Source organism: Microbacterium sp. M (assembly GCF_045181065.1).
Classification (GTDB): domain Bacteria; phylum Actinomycetota; class Actinomycetes; order Actinomycetales; family Microbacteriaceae; genus Microbacterium.
On record NZ_CP173721.1, the window covers coordinates 1998858 to 2018440 of the forward strand.

Sequence of the window (19583 nt, forward strand, 5' to 3'; positions counted from 1 at the left end):
AGTTCTCATGAGCATCGGAACCGGAGTCGTGCTGTTCGTGATCGGCGCGATCCTCGCATTCGCGGTCAACGTCGAGGTCGAATGGGCGGATCTCGACATGATCGGCTACATCCTGATGGGCGCCGGCGCCGTCCTGTTCATCGTCGGTCTGATCCTGATGGCGAAGCGCCGTCGTACCGACGTCGTGACGCGCAGCGAGGTCGACCCGGCCGCGGGGGAGCAGGTGTCACGGCGCACGACGCGTGCAGATGACCCCGGCACCCTCTGATCCCGCTGATCAGGGCATTGCGCGCACCATGTAGCGCCTCGGGTCGTCGGGATTCTCGAAGCCGTATTGCGCGTACAGACCGTGCGCGTCTGCGGTCGCGAGGAGGATCCGTGTGATTCCGAACGGCCTCAGGTCGTCGACCACGCCCTCGACGAGCATCTTGCCGGCACCGCGACCGCGCACAGCATCGTCGACGAACACGTCGCACAGCCACGCGAACGTCACCCGGTCCGTCACGACTCGGGCGTAGGCGACCTGTGCGCCGGTCTCTTCATCCCAGATGCCGTAGTTGCGGGAGGCGTCGATCGCGGCATCCTGAGTCGGACGAGGGCGACCTGCGGCCCAGTACGACTGCTCACTCAACCAGGCGTGCACGCGTATGCGGTCGATGCGGGCGTCGTCCTGCGCGAAGGTGAAGGTCACGTGCGTCTCCGTTCCGGGTCGAGTCCGATGCGGATGCGCGTGCGCTTCCGCTCGATGATGATGAATGCGGCTCCGAGCAGCCACAGCGGTACCTGAGCGAGGAACGCGATGCGGAAGGCATCCAGCGAGTATGTATCCGGAGTGCCGGCGCCCTGGAGGTCGAGCGCGAGCCCGATCAGGAAGATCGCTATCAGGGCGGCGATGAAGCCGCCGGCGTTCGTCACGCCCGTGGCGGTGCTGAGTCGGTGCGATGGATTGTGGGTACGGGCGTGGTCGAACGCGATCATGGATGCCGGGCCTCCGGTGGCCAGAGCGACAGCCAGCACGTAGAGAAGCCAGAGCGGCGCGGTGCCCGGCCATGCGATCACGACGAGCCAGGCGACCATCTGAATCGTGACGGCGGGGAGCACGAGCGCCACAGAACGGTAGTTCGGGATCCGCCGGGAGAGATCGCCGATCAGCGGTCCGAGAAGCATGCCTGCAACGACATATACCGAGATGATGGTCGCCGCTTGGGCGGTCGACAGGCCCTCGCCCGCGGTCAGGAACGGCATACCCCACAGGATCACGAATGCCGTGCCTGCGAAGGGCGTAGTGAAGTGCGACCAGAAGGCCAGGCGTGTCCCGGGGTGCGCCCAGGCGGCGCGGATGCCGACGCCCGTGTCGATCGCACTCGTCACCACGCGCACGACACCGGTGTCGGTGTTCACGCTGACGTCCGCGTCGCGCTCCGGAGGATGGTTGCGGATCACGGCGAAGACGAGGATCGCGAACAGGATGCCGAGACCCGCGATGCTGCCGAACGTGATCGTCCAGCTGGTGGCGTGCAGCAGCGCGGCGAGCGGGATGAGCGCGACCAATTGGCCCGTCTGCCCGACGAGGCCGGTGAACTGCACCATCACGGGGCCCCGTTGCGCGGGGAACCAGGTCGCCACCAACCGGAGCACGGCGGGGAACACGGCCGCGTCGCCGGCACCCAGGAGGATCCGCGCGATGAGGGCGATGCCGATGCTGGGGGAGATCGCCATGACGAGTTGCCCGGCCGCCATCAGCACCATCCCGATCGTGATGATGGGACGAGAGCCGTACTTGTCGAGCAGGATGCCGATCGGGATCTGCATGCCGCCGTACACCGCGAGCTGCACGACGGCGAACAGCGACAGCGTCGAGGCATCGGCCTGGAACCGCTCGGCCGCGTCGACGCCGACGGCGCCGAGCGATGTGCGGTTCGTGATCGCCAGCGTATACGCGGCGACTCCGACTGACCAGATCAGCCACGCCCGCCATCCCGGCGTTGTCGCGGGGGAGACGGGGGCTGACTGCACCCCTCTACGTTACTCCTCGGTCAGCGCAGATCCCGTGCGAGCACGCACAGCGCAGGGGAGTCGCCGATGCGGATCCCGGTCGCGATCTCGTGCCATCCCTGCGCGGCGTAGAAGCGTCCTGCGGAGTCCGCATCGGCGTACCGGCTGAGCACGGCCGTCGAGTACGGCAGGTCGGCGAGCAACGCGTCCATCAGTGCCGAGGCGATACCGCACCGGCGATGCTTCCTGTCGACGGCGAGCTCCATCACGCTGAAGCAGGACACCCCGAGCCATCGGTCGCGCGTGTCCTCGTCGAGGAGCGGTGCGACCCGATCGCGCCACCAGTCGCCGGCGGCGATGCCCGTCCCGAGGGCGAGTCCCGCAGCGTCCGCACCCTCCGCGGCCAGCAGCAACCGGAAATGCGGCTTGGATGCAGCATAGCGACGGATGCGCTCCGTGAAAGACGCACGGCTTGCTTCGGCATCCTCGTCGTACGGCGCCTCGGCGAAGGTCTGGGCGTAGAGGTCGGCGGCACGGTCGAGCTGCTCATCGCTGCTGTCCCAGGTCGAGATCCGGACGCCGGTCATGCGATGTTCGCCGTGTCTGCGAAGAGCAGACGCGCATGCGGCTCGAAACCATTGCGTTCGTACATCGCGATGGAATCAGGGGAGGTGTGCACGGTCACGTGCTCAGCTCCCCGCTCCCTTGCGGCATCGAGGACGACGTGGACGAGGCGTCCGCCGACTCCGCGGTTTCGGAAGGAAGGCACCACGTAACAGGACTGCAGGTCGCCGGACAGCCGATCGAGACTGCGCGTCGTAGGGACGCGTGGTGCGAGCGCGAGCCAGGCCATGCCGACGATCTCGGCATCGGCTACGGCGACGAAGGCGACGTGGGATGCCGCGTGCTGGCGCGCCCAGCCCGCCGCCGCGGAGACGTATTCCGCTTCGGTCATGTCCGGTCGCTCGCCGCGATCGTTCACGGTCCACAACCACCGCAGTCGCACAACTCGCTCGAGCTCGTCGTCGTGCGCTGGGCGGACTTCGATCGGCGCCGCATCCGTTCTGCTCGTCACGTCAACCTCCGAACTCAGCAATGCGGATCATCGAATGTGCTGGATGCCGACGCGGAATCGTCGCAGCTGGTAGCGCCATGCTGGCAGGCGCGGCCGCGTCAGCGTGAGTCCGGCATCCCGCGCGATCCACTCGACGACCTCATCCGTCGTTCGATCATCGGTCGCGACGTGGGTGGCGTAACGGCGAGTCGCGAGCGCGGCGACGCACCGGGGAATCTGCTCCATCGCCCAGGTCTCGCGGTGCAGTCCCGATGCCACGAACGCGATGCGCGTGCTCAGGCGCTTGCGGAGCGTCTCCGGGCTGGCGATCAGTGCATAGTGCCGCACGTCGACGCCGCGGTCGCGCAGCCCGCCGATGATCTCGTCGAAGTAGTCATCGCGCACGATCGTCATGGGCACCAGCACGGGGTTCGGGTGGGACGCATCCGCGTGCGCCAGTGTCTCGACGACCGAGGATCGCCACTGCGGCAGGTCCTGGAAATCGCCGCGCTCGGCGGGCGGAATCATCCGGTGGAAGGCGAAGCCCGCCACCTCGGGATCCGCGACGTGCGAGCCATCGAGTCGGCGCTTCAGCTCGAACGCCGTATGCGTCTTACCCGCGCCGAAGGCGCCGTTGATCCAGATCAACACGGGGATCAGCTTAGAGCGCGCTGATCCGGGTCGGCGAACAGGCAGCGTCGCTCGCGATGAACATCGCGGTCAGTTCAGGCGCTCTGTGAGGTGGACGGTGACGTCGTCGCCATCCGTACGTCCGATCCGCTTTCGGATAGATGCCGCGATCGGCAGCTTGTGAGTCCCGTCACCGAGCGCCATGAAGGCGCCGCGGAACGGTTCGCCGTCCACGGTGCCGGCGACCTTCACGAGTCCGCGTGTGCCGAAGATGCTGGCGGATTCAGGAAGTTGGACGCACGTCCAGGTGTCGCCTTCGCGCACCTTTCCCAGTGTGGCCGTGAAGGTGATGTCGAGGGGAGTGCTCATGTCAGTGGTCCTTTCTCGTTCACTGGACGAAGATTCCGACGATCGATCCGATGATCGTGAGCTTGATGACCCAGTCCAGCAGGTGGATGCCCGCTACCGGGAGTGCGGTGTTCTCGTGCACGACACCTCCGATCAGGAGGATCAGCGGCAGGACCGAGAGGCCGAGTCCCAGCAGCGCGCCAGCCCCGGCGCCGTGCCAGCCGGCCGCCAGCATCACGCCGGCTACGAGACACGAGGCGAGCAGGCTGCGCAGGACGACGGACCCGATCTGGACCGCCGTGGAAAGCCCGGGTCGCGGAGTGCTGCTCCGCGTGACCAGTGCCGAGACAGGCGGAATCGCGTAGAGCCCGGCTGAGGCGAGGAACGAGACCACCGTGGCGATGGTGATACCGATGACGACCATGCGCAACCTCCTTTAGTACTGTTCGGTACTCAATCTACTTTCGTCATTTAGAACCGTCAAGTACTAAAGTGGAGCCATGGCATCTGAACTGCGAACTCGGGGACGCCCGACCGGTCTCACCGGCGAAAGCCTGCTGGCAGTCGCGCGTGATGTGTTCCTCGAGAAGGGATACTCCGGGACCTCGATGGAGGAGATCGCCAAGCGCGCGAGGATCTCGAAGGCGTCGTTGTATCGAGAGCATGCGTCCAAGAGCGAGTTGTACGCCGCGGTCGTCGAGAACTGGGCCGCCGCCGGTCGTGACGCGATGCGCCCGGCTCTGGCCGAACTGCGCGGGAGTGCGGACGTGCGCTCCGGACTCCTCGGACTCGCAGCGACGATGCGCACCGGCATCCTGAGTCCGCCTGTGATGGCGATGCGGATGCTGGTCACAGCTGAAGCCGCTGCGCACCCCGATGTCGCAGAGGGCTACCTCGAGCAGAGCTGGCAGCGCAACATCCACAACCTGGCGGCAGCTCTGAACGAGCTTGCCGAGGCCGGCCATCTGCGCCTCGAGGATGCCGATGAGGCCGCTGAGCAGTTCACGTGGCTGGTGATCGGAGCACCCCTGAACGCGCGGATGCTCGGGGGAGACGCCGGCGATACGCCGAGCATCACGGGCGCCGTCGACCTGTTCCTGGCCCGCTACGGCGCGTGAGCGCAGAGCGCCTGAGAAGCTGGTGACGATCTACGAGTCCGTGGGGGCGGTGTGAATCGCTGATCAGTCGCGTGGCGCGGCCGTGCGCGCCTCGATCGCGTCGACGATCGCATCGATCACCGTCGCAACTCGGGCATTCAACAGGGCTTCGGCGGGCATCGGATGCGGATACTCCGACGCTTCCAGTCGTGCGGTCAGGATGCGCTTCACCTCCGGCCGCGGGACGTCCACCGGGAGTGGGAACGCGAGCACGTCGAAATCGCGGGAATCCCACCGCGGTACGTGCGCGCGGACGCGGCCGAGATCGGGGTCGTCGCTGGTCACGTGCAGGAACGCTCGCAGTTCGGGATCGAACCCGGTGGCACCGATATGAGCGACGGATCCGTCGTCGGCATCCACCCAGACGTACAGCCAGGAGCCGACAGGCTCGATCCTTCCCTTTCGAACGTGCACGAGGCGTGGCTGCAGAGGATCCATCCACCGACGCTACCGCGCGGTTGTCGCCGTCACCGAGCCGAGGTGGCCGACGTCATTGAACCCGACGACGATCGGCTCCCGCTCCGGACGCAGCCCGATCTCCGTGATGCTCGCGTTCGCCACCGGCAACTGCATCCAGGCAGCCGGGGGAGCGTTCAGAACACCACTGACGAAGCTCGCGACGACGAAGGCGTGCGTGACCAGCACAAGCGCGCCGGATGCGGAGTCGCCGACGGACGCGTCGTGCAACGTGGTCCAGGCCGCTTTCAGCGTCTCCGCATCCAGATCCTGCTCGGCTTCAGGCGTCTCCTGCAACCAGGGCCACCGATGCTTCGGATAGTCGGCCCAGCGCGCGGGCGAGGGCATCGGGGTCAGGTCGTCGAGAAGATTGCTGACGCGTGGAGTCGTCCCGATCTGTCGTCCGATGACTCCGGCGGTCTGCTGGGCTCGTCGCTTCGGACTGCTCAGCACCTGACCGATCTGCTCCTGCGCGAGTCGTTCGGCCACCGCGTCCGCTTGTCTTTCACCGGTCTCGTCGAGCGCCGGGTCGATCTCGGAGTGGTCGCGCGCCTGTGCATGCCGTACCAGAAGGATGCGGTTCATGATCGCCATCCTCGCAGCTCCACCTGATCCCGACGGGACTAACCGCGGCGCACATCCAGGTCCTGGAGAATCATCGACACGATCTCATCCGATCCTGGTTCTCGACCGATACGCCGTTCATCGAGCCAGGGGAGGGGTTGCCATCCGTCGTACCACTCGCGGAGCTTCTCTTCGCCGAAGGCGCTGGCGAGGGGCCGACCGGCATGTCGTCGGATGGTCTCATCGAGGCCGACGTCGAACTGGTAGATGCGTGTCAGACCGCGATGGTCCCTGTGCAGTCGCTCGAAGGGCTCCGAGTAGTCGCGCAGGTTGAAGATGCCGTCGAGAATCACGTCGTAACCGAGATCAAGAGCCTGACGCGCCGCGCCGATGATGAGAGCGCTCGCGTCGCGGGCGCGGCGGAGACGATCCGCATTGTGCAGCATTTCGCGGCGGATGTAGTCCTGGTGGATGATGGCCACTTGTGAATCGAGTTCGGCACGCAGCGCAAGGGTGGCCGTCGTCTTTCCCGAAGCGGAGTCCCCGCGGAGAATGATGAGGCGCGTCGACGAACTGCCGATCCGAGTCATCGTCCCATTCTCACAGGGGCACCGGACGATAACCCGCCCGATGATACGAGGATGCCCGGGGCACGCGGTCTCTGCGATCGCGACCAGGTAGCCGTCTTGTCGTTCAGCGGACCATCCGAATCTCCACGAGCCCGTCGAGATCAAGGTCCACGAACTCAGCGCCGTCCGCCACGAATCCCTGCATCTCGTAGAACGCTCGAGCGGGCTCGTTCTCCTTCAGAACCCAGAGCTGCGCAGGCCGATCTTCTGCAACCATGTCCAGGAGTGAGCGCCCGACGCCGGTTCCCTGTTCGCCGGACAAGAGATAGATCGAATAGAGGTGCCAGTCGCGCGCAGGCACCAGGCCCTTCGTAGCATCCGGATGCGTAGCCGGGCCCGCGAACGCGAAGCCGACGACGCGCCCGTCGCGCTCGGCTACCGCGATCCTTCCGGGGAGCGGATCGAGCGCGAGGATCGACGTCCACATCCGTCCCCGCTCTGCCAAGGCTTCCGCGTCCATCAATCGATCAGGGATGAGTCCCGAGTACGTCTCGCGCCACGACTGAATATGGACATCGGCGATGCCTTGTGCGTCCGTCGATCGCGCAAGCCGTACGTGCGCGGGGGAGTCGGTCATCCACCGACGCTATCGCGTCGCGGCATCCTCGTGTCTTGCCGTACGCAGCGGCGAGAACGCCACGACCAAGGTGGCGATCGCGAAGACGAGCGCCCCGATGCCGAGCGTCCAGTGGTAGCCGAGCCACGTCATCAGCACACCGGTGAGAAGAGCGCCGAAGAAGAACACGACCCGGTTGATCGTGCGGATGGTCGCGTTCATTCGGCCTTGGATCTCGTCGGGAGCAACCGCCTGTCGATAGGCGATGTCGTTCGTGTCCTCGATGCCCATCGCGAGTCCGTACAGGAACTGGGCCGTTGCCACGACCACGAGAAGGATGCCGACGCCGCTGTCCGCGGTGAGGGGAGCCGCGGCGAGGATGGCCCACGGCACGACGACGAGTGCTCGCCCTAGCAGGATCACGCGACCAGCGCCGAGAAGCGCTCCGACGCGTGGCGCGATCAGTGCGCCGGCGAACCCGCCGACGCCGCCCGCCGCGAGGGCGATGCCGAATGCCCACGCGGGCAGAGCCAGTTCGCGCAGCACGTAGACCCCGAACAAGGTCGACACGATGCTGTTCCCCAGGAACCAGACGTGCACAGAGAGGGCGAGTGGGCGAAGGGTCGGATGCTGGTACGTGTACCGCATGCCTTCGGCGATGTCGTGCCCGATATGGCGACCCGCGGCGCGCTTGGCGACCTTCGGCTCGTCGACCCGGATCCGCGATTGCAGCACCGCGGCAACGGCGTTGATCACGGTCTCGAAGATGAACACGATCGGCGCGCCGACGAGGTTGAGCAGTAATCCGCCGAGCGCCGGCCCAGCCGTTCCGGCGACCGTCGTGCTCTGTCCGAGGCGCGCGTTCGCCGACACGAGTGAGTCCCGCGGGACGATACGCGGCAGCAGCGGTTGCGCCGCGGAGTCGGCGAAGAGCGTCAGCACTCCGAGCGCGAGGATCACAGCCGCAAGCGTCCAGTACGTGAGTGTGTCCGTGATCAGGAGGACCGGCACGACACCCAGGACCACAGCACGCCCGATGCTGGTGAGCACGAGCGTGCGCTGGCGACGCCAGCGATCCATGAGGGCCCCGACGATCAGCCCGAGGAAGAGATACGGGACGACACCGAGTGCGCTCAGCACGCTGATCTGAATGGGTGTCGCATTCAATACTGTGACGATGAGGACCTGGAATGCGACGCCCGCGATCGCTCCGCCGAACGAGCGGATCGTCGTCGCGCTCCAGAAGTACGCGAATGCCGGATGCGTCAGAATGTCGCGTCGAGGCGCCGCCGGAAGGGCGTCATCGTCTGCGTCTGGCATGTCTTCAGACTACTGAGCGGGCGTCACATGCCCGCGGCATCGCCTCCGCCGGGATAGTGTCCCAGCATGGAACTGGAAGAGATCTGGCCGCTGTTCGGACTGGAGATATCGACGCCGCGACTGAAGCTGCGGCCGGTCAGGGATGCAGATCTTCCCCAACTCGTCCAGGCCGCACTCGATGGCGTGCACGAGCCGGATCGCACGCCCTTCAGCGTGCCGTGGACCGACGCGGAGCCGAGCGAACTCCCACGGAATCTCGCGGCGTACCAGTGGAGCCTGCGCAATCGCGTCACTCCGAAACACTGGACGGTAGCCTTCGCCGTCCACTTCGAAGGGGGAGTGGTGGGATCCCAGGATCTCTCTGCATACGACTTCGCCAACCGGCGCACCGTGAGCACGGGCTCATGGCTGACGAAGTCGGTGCACGGCAGGGGACTGGGCACCGAGATGCGGGCTGCGCTTCTGATGTTCGCCTTCGACACGCTCGGTGCGCAGTGGGCAGAGTCGGGCGCCGCGATCTGGAATAAGGCGTCTCTGGGCGTCTCGCAGAAGCTCGGCTACGAACTGAATGGAGTCACGCGTGTATCGCCGCGGCCCGGCGAGCCCACCGACGAGCAACGTGTGCGCCTGGAGAAGACGTCCTTCGTGAGGCCCGAGTGGGATATCGCCGTCCGGGGCGCGGAGGCCGCATTGGCTCAACTGGGGGTGGAATCATAGCGCGGCTGCATCGTCCACAGCCCGAAAGAGACGCCGGTGATGTCTTGATACGTACCGACCATCGGTCATCGCCACCGAGCTCTACGCGTGTGCGTTCGACGATTCCACCGAGCTCGACCACACGAGCAAGGGTGCCGGCCGCGGCGCATTCGGCGCGGCTCTCTGAAGACCGCCGATTCCTCGGCCGCCATGGTTGATGATCCAGTAATCGGCACCCAAGGCCGTGTCAGCGAACGCCGGCTCGAACGACCAATCGGACAGCGAAGCGTGGAAGCGTTGGAACTTCTCGGGATCCGGCGTCTCGATCTCCCACCACACGATGCCTGCCATACGGTCATGCTACGCACGTCCGCGGGGGACGGCTTCCCTCAATCGAGCTGACATAATGTGCATTATCGGTTACGGCTCACGCGCACCGTCACTGGCATGATCGAATCATGCCGACTTCCAGTCCGATGACGCTGTGCTGCCTGCTCTGGGCGCGCCCGGGTCTCGTCGCCGACATGAACGCCTATGAGGATGCCGTCATCGCACTGCTCCCGAACCATGGCGCCACGCTCGTGCAACGCGCGTATGGCGACGGCGGTGCAGATCATCCGCACGAGGTGCAGTTGTACTCGTTCCCCGATCAAGCCGCCCTGGATGGCTATCTCGCCGACCCGCGACGTCGCGAGCTCGCGGACGAACGAGATCGTGTCATCGCTCGGACCGAACTGTTCCCCGCCACGTTGCCCGCACCCGCCGCCGAGACGCACGGCGGAGATGTCGACATCGACTGGGAGGCAGCGCGCGCCGCGAACCGCGACAACTGGGACGACCGAGCGGCCTTGCACGAGCAGGCGTACGGGCTGGAAGGATTCGACGATCCCGACTACCTCAGTGACGTCATCCGCGAAGACCTCCCGGTACTGACGAGCTTCCTCACGGACGGCTCGATCGCGGGGCTCGACGTGTGCCACCTGCAGTGCCATATCGGCACAGATACCGTCTCCCTCGCCCGCGCGGGCGCCTCGGTGACCGGGGTCGACTTCTCCCGCGCCGCACTGCGCACCGCCGACCGTCTCGCCGAACGTGCCGGAGCATCCGTCAGATGGGTCGAGTCAGACGTTCTGGATGCTCGTGCCGCCGTCGAGGACGACTTCGACGTCGTCTACACGAGCATCGGCACGATCACCTGGCTGAACGATCTCGACCGGTGGGCCGAGCAGATCTATGCACTGCTGAAACCGGGCGGGACGTTCTTCATCCGCGACGGCCACCCGGCCCTCTACGCGCTCGATGAGAACGCTCCGACGCTGACCACCCGATACGCGTACTTCGGCGATGGCCGTGCGCAGCAGTGGGACGACGACAGCACGTACGCGGGTGATGGCACGGTGGCGCACGCGCGCACGTACGAGTGGCCGCATCCCCTGTCGGAGATCATCGGATCGTTGCTGCGCGCCGGGCTGCGTCTGACGCACTTCGATGAGGGGAAGACGCTCCCCTGGCGCTTCAGTCCCCGCATGGTCGACGTCGACGGCGGCTTCGCGTGGCCCGAAGCCGAGCGCAACCTCGTTCCGTGCACGTACACGATCGTCGCGCGTCGCGACTGACAAGCGGACCCTCCCATGAAGAAGTACATCCTGTTCGACAACGACGGCGTCCTCGTCGACACCGAACACTGGTACTACCGGGCCGGCGAACGTGCCCTGGCGTCGGTCGGTGTGCGGCTCGATCTCGACGAGTACCTCAAGGACATGGCACATGGTCTCGGCACCTGGCATCAGGCCATCCTCGCGGGGATCGACGACGCGACGATCGACCGTCTCAAAGTGCTGCGCAACGAGTACTACCAGCACTCTCTGCGCACCGAGGCGATCGAGATCGACGGCGTCGTCGACGTCCTCGCCGAGTTGGCGCAGCACGTCAGCATGGCGATCGTGACGACGTCGAAGAAAGCGGACTTCGATCTGATCCACGCAGACCGAGGGATCCTCCGATACATGGATTTCGTGCTTGCGCGCGACGACTACGCACAGCCGAAGCCCCACCCGGAGCCCTATCTGACCGCCCTCGAGCGCTTCGGCGCCACCAAGGTCGAAACCCTCATCGTCGAGGACTCGGCTCGAGGGCTCCGCTCCGCCGTGGCGGCCGGGATCGATTGCGCCGTGGTTCACAATGACTTCACGCGGGCCCAGGACTTCTCAGGTGCGACCCACCGGATCGCGAACCTCTGCGAGCTCCGGGACCTCATCCGGTAATTGCGCGGCCGAGGCCAAACGCTGCAGTTCCGCCACGTGTGCGCGGAACGCCGTGCGTCCCGCCGTGCTGAGCGCGAGCCACGTGCGCTGACGACCGCCCAGCGACCGCTTCGTGATCGTGAGATAGCCGGCATCCTCCAATGCCTTCGCGTGCTTGGAGAGCACGGAATCAGAAACGCCCAGACGCTCTCTAGCGAACGAGAACTCGGCGTCATCGACCTGCGCCAGGATGCCGCACAACTGCAGCCGTGCGGGAGCGTGAATCGCAGGGTCGAGCACGCTCACCCTGCCTCCGCCACTGCCAGCCCACGTCGCCAGACGCGCATCCACGCGAATCCCGCCATCGTCACCACGATCGCCGCCACTCCGCCCAGAACGACGCTCGTCCAGACCGAATGGGCGAGGAAGGACGCACCCATCAGTCCGACGAGGGCCACCGCCATCAACGCGACCACTCCACGCGTGCGCGCGGGCGCGTAGCCGGACACCCACCAGCCGTGCGATCGACGCCACCACCCAACGAGCAGCGGCACGCTACCGAAGAAGGCCACCGCGAGAATCCAGCTCCACGGTGACGTCAACCCCTGCGCGATGACCATGAGACCTGCGCCGAGACCGAGGGCGACGTGATACCAGCCCTCCCCCGGTACGGCCTGCGCGTACCCAGCCGCCGCGTCATCGAGACTGGCGAGTGCTGCGGAGGGGTCAACGTACTCTTCGTTTTCCATACTGGAAAGATAGCACTCACTTTCCAGTATGGAAAGTGGCTAGGCGGCCGTCACGCCCCGACGTACTGGGCCAGGTGCTCCCCCGTCACCGTCGACTTCCCGGCGACGAGCTCGGCGGGTGTGCCCTCGAACACGACCCGACCGCCGTCGTGTCCTGCACCGGGGCCGATATCGATGATCCAGTCGGCGTGCGCCATGACCGCTTGGTGGTGCTCGATGACGATCACGGTCTTGCCGGCATCCACCAATCGGTCCAGGAGGCCGAGAATGGTGTCGACGTCCGCGAGGTGCAGACCTGTCGTCGGCTCGTCGAGGACGTACACGTCGCCCTTCTCCCCCATCTGGATCGCGAGCTTGACGCGCTGGCGCTCACCGCCCGACAGCGTCGACAACGGCTGCCCCAGCGAGAGATAACCGAGTCCGACGTCTTCGAGCCGGCCCAGGATCGCGGAGGCCGCCGGGATCCTGGCTTCTCCCTCGGAGAAGAAGACGCGCGCCTCGGCGACGGGAAGATCCAGCACCTGGGTGATGTCCTTGCCGCCGAGCTTGTACTCGAGCACCGCTGCCTGGAAGCGCTTGCCCCCACAGTCCTCGCACGGCGTCTCGATCGTGTCCATGAACCCGAGTTCGGTGATGATGACCCCCGACCCCTTGCAGGTCGGGCATGCACCCTCGGAGTTCGCGCTGAACAGCGCCGGTTTGACCCCGTTCGCCTTCGCGAAAGCCTTGCGGATCGGCTCGAGCAGCCCCGTGTACGTCGCCGGGTTGCTGCGTCGAGAGCCCTTGATCGCGCTCTGATCGATCGACACCACTCCTTCGCGCGGCGTGACCGATCCGTGGATCAGTGAGCTCTTGCCCGAACCTGCTACGCCGGTGACGACGGTCAGCACGCCTGTCGGGATGTCGACATCGACATTCTGGAGGTTGTTCTCAGTCGCACCTCGCACCTCGATCGCACCGGTGCGCTCGCGCACGGCATCCTTCAGGCTCGCGCGGTCGTCGAGATGGCGACCCGTGATCGTGTCGCTCGCACGAAGTCCCTCGACCGTCCCTTCGAAGCAGATCTCGCCTCCCGACGCGCCGGCGCCGGGTCCGAGATCGACCACATGGTCGGCGATCGTGATCGTCTCCGGCTTGTGCTCCACGACGAGAACGGTGTTGCCCTTGTCCCGCAGTTGGAACAGCAGCGAGTTCATCCTCTGGATGTCATGCGGATGCAGACCGATGGTCGGCTCGTCGAACACGTAGGTGATGTCGGTGAGCGACGAGCCGAGATGCCGGAGCATCTTGATCCGCTGCGCCTCTCCCCCGCTCAGCGTGCCGCTGGGGCGCTCCAGGCTCAGATAACCGAGACCCAGCGTGACGAAGGCGTGCAGGTTCGCGCGCAGGGCGTCCAGCAGCGGACCGGCACCGGGCAGATCGAGCTCCGCCACCCAGTCGGCCAGGTCTGTGACCTGCATCCGGCACGCATCCGCGATGCTCTTGCCGGCGATCTTCGACGACCGGGCACCCTCCGTCAGACGTGTGCCGTCGCACTCCGGGCAGACCTTGAACGTCGCCACCCGCTCCACGAAGGCGCGGATGTGCGGCTGCAGCGCATCGAGATCCTTTGACAGCATGGCCTTCGTGATCTTCGGGATCAGACCCTCGTAGGTCATGTTGATGCCGCTGATCTTGACCTTCGTCACCTCGCCGTACAGGAACAGATGCCGCTGCTTCTCGGTGAACTCGGCGACCGGCTTGTCGGCCGGGTAGAAACCGGAGGCGGAGAAGCCCTTCACCATCCAACCGTCCGCTGTGTAGCCGGGCACCATGATCGCGCCCTCGTCCAGCGACTTCGTCTCGTCGACGATCTGTGCGAGATCGAGGTCCGACACCGCTCCCCTGCCCTCGCAGCGCGGACACATGCCGCCGAGGTAGATCGCATCCTTCACGATCTTCTTCTCGCCGCCGGGGCCGGTCATGACCCCGCTGGCCTTCTGGGTCGGGATGTTGAAGGAGAACGCCGTCGGTCCGCCGATGTACGGCTCCCCGAGCTTCGAGAACAGGATGCGCAGCATCGCGTTGGCGTCCGTCACGGTGCCGACGGTCGAACGCGGGTTCGCTCCCAGCCGCTCCTGGTCGACGATGATCGCCGTCGTCAGCCCCTCGAGCACGTCGACGTCGGGTCGTGGCACCGACGGCATGAACCCCTGGACGAAGGCGCTGTACGTCTCGTCGATCATCCTGCGGGACTCCGCAGCGATCGTGTCGAAGACCAGCGAGCTCTTTCCCGAGCCCGAGACGCCGGTGAACACCGTCAGTCTGCGCTTGGGGAGGACGACGCTGACGTCCTTCAGGTTGTTCTCACGCGCACCGGCGACGCGGATGCTGTCGTGTGAATCGGCGATGTTCGCCATCGTCGTCCTCTCTGGTTCAAGCCTGCTGCAGACGCACCATGTTGCCCGCGGGGTCGCGGAAGGCGCAATCACGGATGCCGTAGGGCTGGTCGATCGGCTCCTGCACGACATCGGCGCCCTTGGCCTCGATCGCCGCGAACGACTCATCGACATCGTCCGTCGCCAGAACGATACCGCCGAAGCTGCCCTTCGCCATCAGTTCGAGGATCGTGGCGCGCTCCTCATCATTGATCCCGGGGTCTACGGCAGGCGGCGTGAGCACGATCGCCGTGTCCGGCTGGCCGACCGGACCGACCGTGATCCACCGCATCTCCTGGTAGCCGACGTCCTTGCGGACCTCGAAACCGAGGATGTCGCGGTAGAAGGAGAGGGATGCCTCGGCATCCGTGTGAGGCAGGAAACTCGCGTTGATGGTGATGTTCATGGCTTCGACGCTACGGGCGCGAAGGCGGCTTCGCTTCTCGATTCCTGATCGGTCTCGTCGCCTGCTTCTCCACCCACGACGGGATGCCGGGGCCGAGGCCGGGATTCTCTCGATAGGCACTCGGCGGCACCCCGACCAGCTCGGAGAATCGCGTGCTGAACGTCCCCAGCGACGAGAACCCCACCTCGAAGCACACATCCGTGACGCTGAGGTCCCCGCGCCGCAGCAGCGCCATCGCCCGTTCGATCCGTCGCGTCATGAGGTAGGCGTAAGGCGATTCCCCGTAGGCCTGCTTGAACTGCCGACTCAGGTGCCCTGCGGACATATGGATGCCGCGGGCCAGCGCCTCGACATCGAGAGGCTGTGCGTACTCGCGGTCGATCCGGTCTCGGACCCGGCGCATCAGGGCGAGTTCCTGGAGTGCTCGGGATGCGGCGTCGTTCACTGTCCCGATCATTGCACGGGATGAACCAGAATGACGGCACTCGCGTGCGCCTCGGTCCCGTGCGGATGCCGCGCGCTACGCTGAGTGCGACCTTCACAGGTTCTTCCCAGAAAGGCAAACTCATGTCGGACGCACTCTCCGAAGCCAAATCCGTATTCACATCTCTGCGTGTCGCGCTCGCGGTATCGGGCGTGCTCTCGCTCATCGTCGGCATCCTGCTGCTCGTCTGGCCCGGCAAATCCGCCGGGGTCCTGACCTGGATCCTCGCGCTGTTCCTGCTCATCGCAGGTCTCACCTCGATCGCGATCGGCATCTTCTCGGGCAAGGCAGGCGGCTGGGCGCGCGTCGGCTACATCGCCCTCGGCCTGCTGTACATCGTCGCCAGCGTCGTGGCGTTCGCCAACATCGCCACGACAACCGCGTTCCTCGCCGTCATCGTCGTCATCTTCATCGGCGTCAGCTGGATCGTGGACGGCATCGTGTCGCTGACGCTGATCAAGCAGGCGGCATCGAAGGGCTGGACGATCGCGTTCGCCATCATCAGCATCATCGCCGGAATCGTCGTGCTCTTCTCGCCACTGGGCGCCGCGCTGGTGATCTGGTGGATCCTCGGCATCTCGCTCGTCGTCATCGGCATCATCCAGATCGTCCGCGCCATCACCCTGGGCAAGGACGAGAAGGAGATCACGAACGACATCCGGACCGAACTCGGCTGAGCCGGTAACGACCGGACAGGAACGGCCCCTCCCGATCGGGAGGGGCCGTTCTCGTCTGTGCCCTATTCTGCGATGAACCCCGAGGTGTCGCCCACGAGGCGCGTGTTGTCCACCGGCACCGGATCGAGCGCGGCCTGGGCGACCTCGGCCGCGAACTCCGAAACGTTGTAGAGCTTTCCGGCATCCTCACGACGTGCCGAGATGGCACCCGGATTGGCCCGCTCGAGGAGCGTCGCCGTGATGGTGCCCTCGATCATGTCGCCCGACACGATCGTGAACCCGATCCCCTTCTCCGACAGGGCAGGGATGAGTTCGCGCAGCGCGTCCTCACCCGCGCGCTTGGACAGAGCGACCGGCTCGTACTCCGGCATGGTGGGGGTCGTGCGGATGAAGTGCGCCTGGTGACTCGTCACGAAGACGACGCGCGACCCATCGCCGAGCAGCGGCAGCGCGGTGTTCAGGACGCTCAGCTGCGCTTCGCGGTTCAGCAGCAGGGCGTAGTCCTCGGCCATACCCGACTCCATGCCGCCCGATGCGTTGAGCACGAGGATGTCGAGGCGCCCGAATTCAGCCCGCACCTGTTCGAACATCTCCGCGACGGATGCCGGATCCGTGAGGTCCGCTCCGACGACGAGGGCACGTCGTCCGAGTTCGCGCAGCTGGGCCGCGAGCTTCTCCGCTCGCGGCGCCTTGTTGCGGAAGTTGATGACGACGTCAGCGCCGGCCTCGGCGAAGTATCGGACCGTGTCGGCACCGATGCCGCGCGACGAGCCGGTCACGAGCGCGACCTTGCCGGTGAGGGATCCTGCGGGCAGAACGTCGGGCACGATGACTCCTTAAGATACGAGGGCGACCGCGTTCGCGCGGCCGGTCCAGCCTACCAATCGCCCCCTCTCCTTCCGCGTCGCGACCGCGTGATAGGTTGACCGCAAAGGAGGGTGCATGGACGGTTTCAACGCGTTCGTCGAACTCGTGGATCAGTGGGCCTGGATCGGCTGGCTCGTCCTGATCGCGACGTTCCTCGTCATCGAGATGCTCTCGCTCGATTTCACTTTCCTCATGCTCGCGCTCGGAAGCGCGGTAGGGCTCATCACCGATCTCGTCGGGACCCCTGTCTGGGTTCAGGTGCTCGCGGCGGCTCTCGCCGCGGCTCTGTTCATCCTCTTCCTGCGACCTCCGCTGCTCAAACGGCTCCGTCGTGGTGAGGATCCGACCAAGTCCAATGTCGATGCGCTGATCGATCTGCGCGGATTCGCCCTCACCGACATCACTCAACTCACAGGACAGGCGAAGCTCGCGAACGGCGACACCTGGACCGCACGCACCGCGACAGCGGCGCCGATCCCGCAGGGTGCGCCGCTTCTCGTCAGTTCCATCAACGGCGCCGTCGCCGTCGTACGCCCCGCAGGTGAATAGGAGACCCAGTGGACGACTCGTTCATTCCGGCCGCGATCGGATGGATCCTCGCGATCGCCGTGATCATCTTCGTGGTGGTCACGGTCGCACGCGCGATCCGCATCATCCCGCAGGCCACGGCCGGTGTCGTCGAACGTCTCGGTCGATATCACAAGACTCTCGCGCCTGGACTGAACATCCTCGTGCCGTTCATCGACCGGCTGCGCCCGCTCATCGACATGCGCGAGCAGGTCGTGTCATTCCCGCCGCAGCCCGTCATCACCGAGGACAACCTCGTCGTATCGATCGACACGGTGGTCTACTTCCAGGTGACGGACGCACGCGCCGCGACGTATGAGATCGCCAACTACCTCGGCGCCGTCGAGCAGCTGACCACAACGACATTGCGAAACGTGGTCGGCGGTCTCAACCTCGAAGAGGCGCTCACCAGCCGCGACAACATCAACGGTCAGTTGCGCGTCGTGCTCGACGAGGCCACCGGCAAGTGGGGCATCCGCGTCGGACGCGTCGAGCTGAAGGCGATCGATCCGCCCATCTCGATCCAGGACTCCATGGAGAAGCAGATGCGCGCCGAGCGCGACCGTCGCGCTGCGATCCTGACGGCCGAGGGCTCGAAGCAATCCCAGATCCTCGAGGCCGAAGGTCAGCGGCAGGCCGCGATCCTGCAGGCCGAAGGCGACAAGCAGGCTGCCGTGCTGCGCGCCCAGGGTGAGGCCGAGGCGATCCAGAACGTGTTCACCGCGATCCACCAGGGCCAGCCGGACGACAAGCTGCTCGCCTACCAGTACCTGCAGATGCTGCCGAAGATCAGCGAGAGTCCATCCAGCAAGCTGTGGATCATCCCCAGCGAGCTCACCGAGGCCCTCAAGGGCATCGGCACTGCGTTCACGCCTCGTCAGGGGCCGCCGTCCGGCACCCCGGGCGCGTGACGCACCCGTACTTCACCGGATCACGGCACCCTCGAGTCCTCGCCCATCGCGGCCTTCCCGCGGCGCACGAGGGCTCGACCGTGTGGGAGAACACCGCGGCTGCCTTCGCCGCCGCCCACGCGGCGGGAGCCGAGTACATCGAGACGGACTGCCGAGTCACGGCGGACGGCGACGTGGTGCTGTTCCACGACGAGACGCTCGAGCGGCTCCTCGGCGATCCGCGTCCCGTCGACGAGGTGCGCACGTTCGAACTCGCCGAGCTGCTCGCCCCGCACGGGGGCCTGCAGACGGTCTCAGACGCGCTCACCGGCTTCCCCGAGATCCGCTTCAACATCGACGTCAAGACCGACGCCGCGGTCGAACCGATCGGGCCGGCCGTCGCGCCGCATGCCCACCGCGTGCTGCTGACGAGCTTCTCGGATGCGCGACGGCGGCGTTCCGTGGACTCCGTCTTGGCCGCCGGGGCCGCCATGGGACCGGCGACTTCCGCCGGTCGCAGCACCATCATCGCGCTGCGACTGCTGTCGATGGTGCGCCTCTCCCCCGCGCGCGTTCTGCGTGATGTGGATGCCGTGCAGATCCCCGAGCGACAGGGTCCGATCCGGGTGTTCACGCCATCCCTCGTCCGCGCCGCGCAGCGCGCAGGTGTCGAGGTGCATGTGTGGACCGTGAACGATCCGGACGACATGCGCAGACTCGTCGCAGCAGGGGCCGACGGCATCGTCACGGACCGCGCCGACATCGCCGTCAAAGCTCTTTCGCTGACCTGAAGCATGTCCCGCTGGGATTCGACTGTGAATCGCGCCGAGGAATCAACGCCGTGGATGAAGCGCACAGGTCAGAGCGTTATACCTGAG

At 66.0% G+C, this 19583-nt stretch carries 28 protein-coding genes; 9 read left to right on the plus strand and 19 right to left on the minus strand.

Going from position 1 to position 19583, the window contains the following annotated elements:
• The first annotated feature begins 7 nt into the window (after positions 1-7).
• On the plus strand, positions 8-268 hold the full coding sequence (locus tag ACI7YT_RS09590; RefSeq protein WP_406245301.1) for a DUF6458 family protein: 261 nt from the start codon (positions 8-10) through the stop codon (positions 266-268).
• 9 nt (positions 269-277) lie between these two features.
• Here the strand turns inward: ACI7YT_RS09590 and ACI7YT_RS09595 are convergent, their stop codons facing one another.
• The 7 genes from ACI7YT_RS09595 to ACI7YT_RS09625 form a co-directional block, all read right to left on the minus strand.
• On the minus strand, positions 278-691 hold the full coding sequence (locus ACI7YT_RS09595) for a GNAT family N-acetyltransferase (protein WP_406245302.1): 414 nt from the start codon (positions 689-691) through the stop codon (positions 278-280).
• Positions 688-2016 carry a nitrate/nitrite transporter gene (locus tag ACI7YT_RS09600; protein ID WP_406245303.1) on the minus strand — a complete coding sequence of 443 codons (1329 nt, stop codon included), beginning with the start codon at positions 2014-2016 and terminating at the stop codon, positions 688-690. Before ACI7YT_RS09600 ends, ACI7YT_RS09595 begins: the two co-directional genes overlap by 4 nt.
• Before the next feature lie 20 nt (positions 2017-2036).
• Positions 2037-2582, minus strand: coding sequence for a GNAT family N-acetyltransferase (locus ACI7YT_RS09605; RefSeq protein WP_406245304.1), 546 nt, complete (start codon positions 2580-2582; stop codon positions 2037-2039).
• Positions 2579-3070: a GNAT family N-acetyltransferase gene (locus tag ACI7YT_RS09610; RefSeq protein WP_406245305.1), complete on the minus strand. Its 492-nt coding sequence runs from the start codon at positions 3068-3070 to the stop codon at positions 2579-2581. The genes ACI7YT_RS09605 and ACI7YT_RS09610 overlap by 4 nt, the downstream gene beginning before the upstream one ends.
• Before the next feature lie 27 nt (positions 3071-3097).
• Positions 3098-3700 carry an AAA family ATPase gene (locus ACI7YT_RS09615; protein WP_406245306.1) on the minus strand — a complete coding sequence of 201 codons (603 nt, stop codon included), beginning with the start codon at positions 3698-3700 and terminating at the stop codon, positions 3098-3100.
• A gap of 69 nt (positions 3701-3769) precedes the next feature.
• Positions 3770-4048 (minus strand): DUF1905 domain-containing protein, encoded by a 279-nt coding sequence (locus tag ACI7YT_RS09620; RefSeq protein ID WP_406245307.1) that lies wholly within the window; start codon positions 4046-4048, stop codon positions 3770-3772.
• 19 nt (positions 4049-4067) lie between these two features.
• Positions 4068-4451 (minus strand): DUF1761 family protein, encoded by a 384-nt coding sequence (locus ACI7YT_RS09625; RefSeq protein WP_406245308.1) that lies wholly within the window; start codon positions 4449-4451, stop codon positions 4068-4070.
• Between the two features lie 76 nt (positions 4452-4527).
• On the opposite strand from ACI7YT_RS09625, the gene ACI7YT_RS09630 reads away from it, so the two are divergent.
• Positions 4528-5145 carry a TetR/AcrR family transcriptional regulator gene (locus ACI7YT_RS09630; RefSeq protein ID WP_406245309.1) on the plus strand — a complete coding sequence of 206 codons (618 nt, stop codon included), beginning with the start codon at positions 4528-4530 and terminating at the stop codon, positions 5143-5145.
• A 63-nt stretch (positions 5146-5208) separates the two neighbouring features.
• Here the strand turns inward: ACI7YT_RS09630 and ACI7YT_RS09635 are convergent, their stop codons facing one another.
• The 5 genes from ACI7YT_RS09635 to ACI7YT_RS09655 form a co-directional block, all read right to left on the minus strand.
• A complete protein-coding gene (locus ACI7YT_RS09635; protein WP_406245310.1) occupies positions 5209-5622 on the minus strand; it encodes a hypothetical protein in 414 nt (137 codons plus the stop codon).
• A 9-nt stretch (positions 5623-5631) separates the two neighbouring features.
• Positions 5632-6225 carry a histidine phosphatase family protein gene (locus ACI7YT_RS09640; protein ID WP_406245311.1) on the minus strand — a complete coding sequence of 198 codons (594 nt, stop codon included), beginning with the start codon at positions 6223-6225 and terminating at the stop codon, positions 5632-5634.
• A gap of 38 nt (positions 6226-6263) precedes the next feature.
• On the minus strand, positions 6264-6794 hold the full coding sequence (locus ACI7YT_RS09645; RefSeq protein ID WP_406245312.1) for an AAA family ATPase: 531 nt from the start codon (positions 6792-6794) through the stop codon (positions 6264-6266).
• A gap of 103 nt (positions 6795-6897) precedes the next feature.
• On the minus strand, positions 6898-7293 hold the full coding sequence (locus ACI7YT_RS09650) for a GNAT family N-acetyltransferase (protein WP_406245313.1): 396 nt from the start codon (positions 7291-7293) through the stop codon (positions 6898-6900).
• Positions 7294-7419: 126 nt separating this feature from the next.
• Positions 7420-8709, minus strand: coding sequence for an MFS transporter (locus tag ACI7YT_RS09655; protein ID WP_406245314.1), 1290 nt, complete (start codon positions 8707-8709; stop codon positions 7420-7422).
• Positions 8710-8775: 66 nt separating this feature from the next.
• Here ACI7YT_RS09655 and ACI7YT_RS09660 point away from each other — a divergent pair, with 66 nt between their 5' ends.
• Positions 8776-9426: a GNAT family N-acetyltransferase gene (locus ACI7YT_RS09660; RefSeq protein WP_406245315.1), complete on the plus strand. Its 651-nt coding sequence runs from the start codon at positions 8776-8778 to the stop codon at positions 9424-9426.
• An 81-nt stretch (positions 9427-9507) separates the two neighbouring features.
• Here the strand turns inward: ACI7YT_RS09660 and ACI7YT_RS09665 are convergent, their stop codons facing one another.
• Complete coding sequence (locus ACI7YT_RS09665; RefSeq protein WP_406245316.1) at positions 9508-9756, minus strand: hypothetical protein; 249 nt, start codon at positions 9754-9756, stop codon at positions 9508-9510.
• 107 nt (positions 9757-9863) lie between these two features.
• Here ACI7YT_RS09665 and ACI7YT_RS09670 point away from each other — a divergent pair, with 107 nt between their 5' ends.
• On the plus strand, positions 9864-11021 hold the full coding sequence (locus ACI7YT_RS09670; RefSeq protein WP_406245317.1) for a class I SAM-dependent methyltransferase: 1158 nt from the start codon (positions 9864-9866) through the stop codon (positions 11019-11021).
• A 15-nt stretch (positions 11022-11036) separates the two neighbouring features.
• Positions 11037-11669, plus strand: coding sequence for an HAD family hydrolase (locus tag ACI7YT_RS09675; RefSeq protein ID WP_406245318.1), 633 nt, complete (start codon positions 11037-11039; stop codon positions 11667-11669).
• Here the strand turns inward: ACI7YT_RS09675 and ACI7YT_RS09680 are convergent.
• From ACI7YT_RS09680 to ACI7YT_RS09700, 5 genes are read right to left on the minus strand one after another with little or no spacing between them, the layout of a single operon-like run.
• Positions 11613-11954, minus strand: a complete 342-nt coding sequence (locus tag ACI7YT_RS09680; RefSeq protein WP_406245319.1) for a transcriptional regulator — start codon at positions 11952-11954, stop codon at positions 11613-11615. The genes ACI7YT_RS09675 and ACI7YT_RS09680 overlap by 57 nt on opposite strands.
• The gene (locus ACI7YT_RS09685) at positions 11951-12397 is read right to left on the minus strand and encodes a hypothetical protein (RefSeq protein WP_406245320.1); all 447 of its coding nucleotides are present in this window, start codon (positions 12395-12397) and stop codon (positions 11951-11953) included. The genes ACI7YT_RS09680 and ACI7YT_RS09685 overlap by 4 nt, the downstream gene beginning before the upstream one ends.
• A 50-nt stretch (positions 12398-12447) precedes the next feature.
• The gene (locus tag ACI7YT_RS09690) at positions 12448-14796 is read right to left on the minus strand and encodes an ATP-binding cassette domain-containing protein (RefSeq protein WP_406245321.1); all 2349 of its coding nucleotides are present in this window, start codon (positions 14794-14796) and stop codon (positions 12448-12450) included.
• A gap of 16 nt (positions 14797-14812) precedes the next feature.
• Positions 14813-15220 carry a VOC family protein gene (locus tag ACI7YT_RS09695; RefSeq protein ID WP_406245322.1) on the minus strand — a complete coding sequence of 136 codons (408 nt, stop codon included), beginning with the start codon at positions 15218-15220 and terminating at the stop codon, positions 14813-14815.
• Positions 15221-15230: 10 nt separating this feature from the next.
• Positions 15231-15677 (minus strand): helix-turn-helix transcriptional regulator, encoded by a 447-nt coding sequence (locus ACI7YT_RS09700; RefSeq protein WP_406245323.1) that lies wholly within the window; start codon positions 15675-15677, stop codon positions 15231-15233.
• 110 nt (positions 15678-15787) lie between these two features.
• On the opposite strand from ACI7YT_RS09700, the gene ACI7YT_RS09705 reads away from it, so the two are divergent.
• On the plus strand, positions 15788-16381 hold the full coding sequence (locus ACI7YT_RS09705; protein ID WP_406245324.1) for an HdeD family acid-resistance protein: 594 nt from the start codon (positions 15788-15790) through the stop codon (positions 16379-16381).
• Between the two features lie 62 nt (positions 16382-16443).
• Here the strand turns inward: ACI7YT_RS09705 and ACI7YT_RS09710 are convergent, their stop codons facing one another.
• Entirely contained in the window at positions 16444-17208 is a 765-nt protein-coding gene (locus tag ACI7YT_RS09710) for an SDR family oxidoreductase (protein WP_406245325.1), read from the minus strand.
• A gap of 115 nt (positions 17209-17323) precedes the next feature.
• Between ACI7YT_RS09710 and ACI7YT_RS09715 the strand changes: the two genes are divergently transcribed.
• The 3 genes from ACI7YT_RS09715 to ACI7YT_RS09725 are packed head-to-tail and all read left to right on the plus strand — an operon-like array spanning position 17324 to position 19496.
• Positions 17324-17797, plus strand: a complete 474-nt coding sequence (locus ACI7YT_RS09715) for an NfeD family protein (RefSeq protein ID WP_406245326.1) — start codon at positions 17324-17326, stop codon at positions 17795-17797.
• 8 nt (positions 17798-17805) lie between these two features.
• Positions 17806-18726 carry an SPFH domain-containing protein gene (locus ACI7YT_RS09720; RefSeq protein WP_406245327.1) on the plus strand — a complete coding sequence of 307 codons (921 nt, stop codon included), beginning with the start codon at positions 17806-17808 and terminating at the stop codon, positions 18724-18726.
• The gene (locus ACI7YT_RS09725; RefSeq protein ID WP_406245328.1) at positions 18723-19496 is read left to right on the plus strand and encodes a glycerophosphodiester phosphodiesterase family protein; all 774 of its coding nucleotides are present in this window, start codon (positions 18723-18725) and stop codon (positions 19494-19496) included. Before ACI7YT_RS09720 ends, ACI7YT_RS09725 begins: the two co-directional genes overlap by 4 nt.
• Positions 19497-19583: the final 87 nt, after the last annotated feature.